Below are 377 nucleotides of genomic sequence, written 5' to 3'. Positions count from 1 at the left end.
GGTACCTGATCGAGTCCGGCCGCCGGCGGGTGGCGACCATCGCGGGCCCGCAGGACATGCCCGGCGGGCTCGAACGGCTGCAGGGCTACCGGGAGATGCTCGCCGAGCACGGCATCGCCTACGACGAACGCCTCGTGGCGACCGGTGACTACAGCAGGGCGAGCGGTGAGGCGTGCATGCAGCAGCTGCTCGCGGGGAAGAAGAAGATCGACGCGGTGTTCGTCGCCTCGGACCTGATGGCCGACGGTGCGCTGGCGGCCATCGAGCGGGCCGGTCTGCGCGTGCCCGATGACATCGCTGTCGGCGGCTTCGACGACTCGCCCGCCGCGACCGCCGTCCATCCCCCGCTGACGACGATCCGTCAGCCGTGGAGCCGG

At 71.9% G+C, this 377-nt stretch carries 1 protein-coding gene; it reads left to right on the top strand.

The window, feature by feature from the left end; genetic code table 11:
- Positions 1-377: substrate-binding domain-containing protein (locus tag UK23_RS48025; RefSeq protein ID WP_045318562.1), on the top strand; the 377-nt coding region annotated here is incomplete at both ends.

Origin of the sequence: Lentzea aerocolonigenes (assembly GCF_000955955.1) — a bacterium.
Lineage (GTDB): Bacteria > Actinomycetota > Actinomycetes > Mycobacteriales > Pseudonocardiaceae > Lentzea > Lentzea aerocolonigenes_A.
The sequence above is the reverse complement of the archived record's forward strand: the minus strand, read 5'-3'. Positions and strand labels throughout refer to the sequence as shown.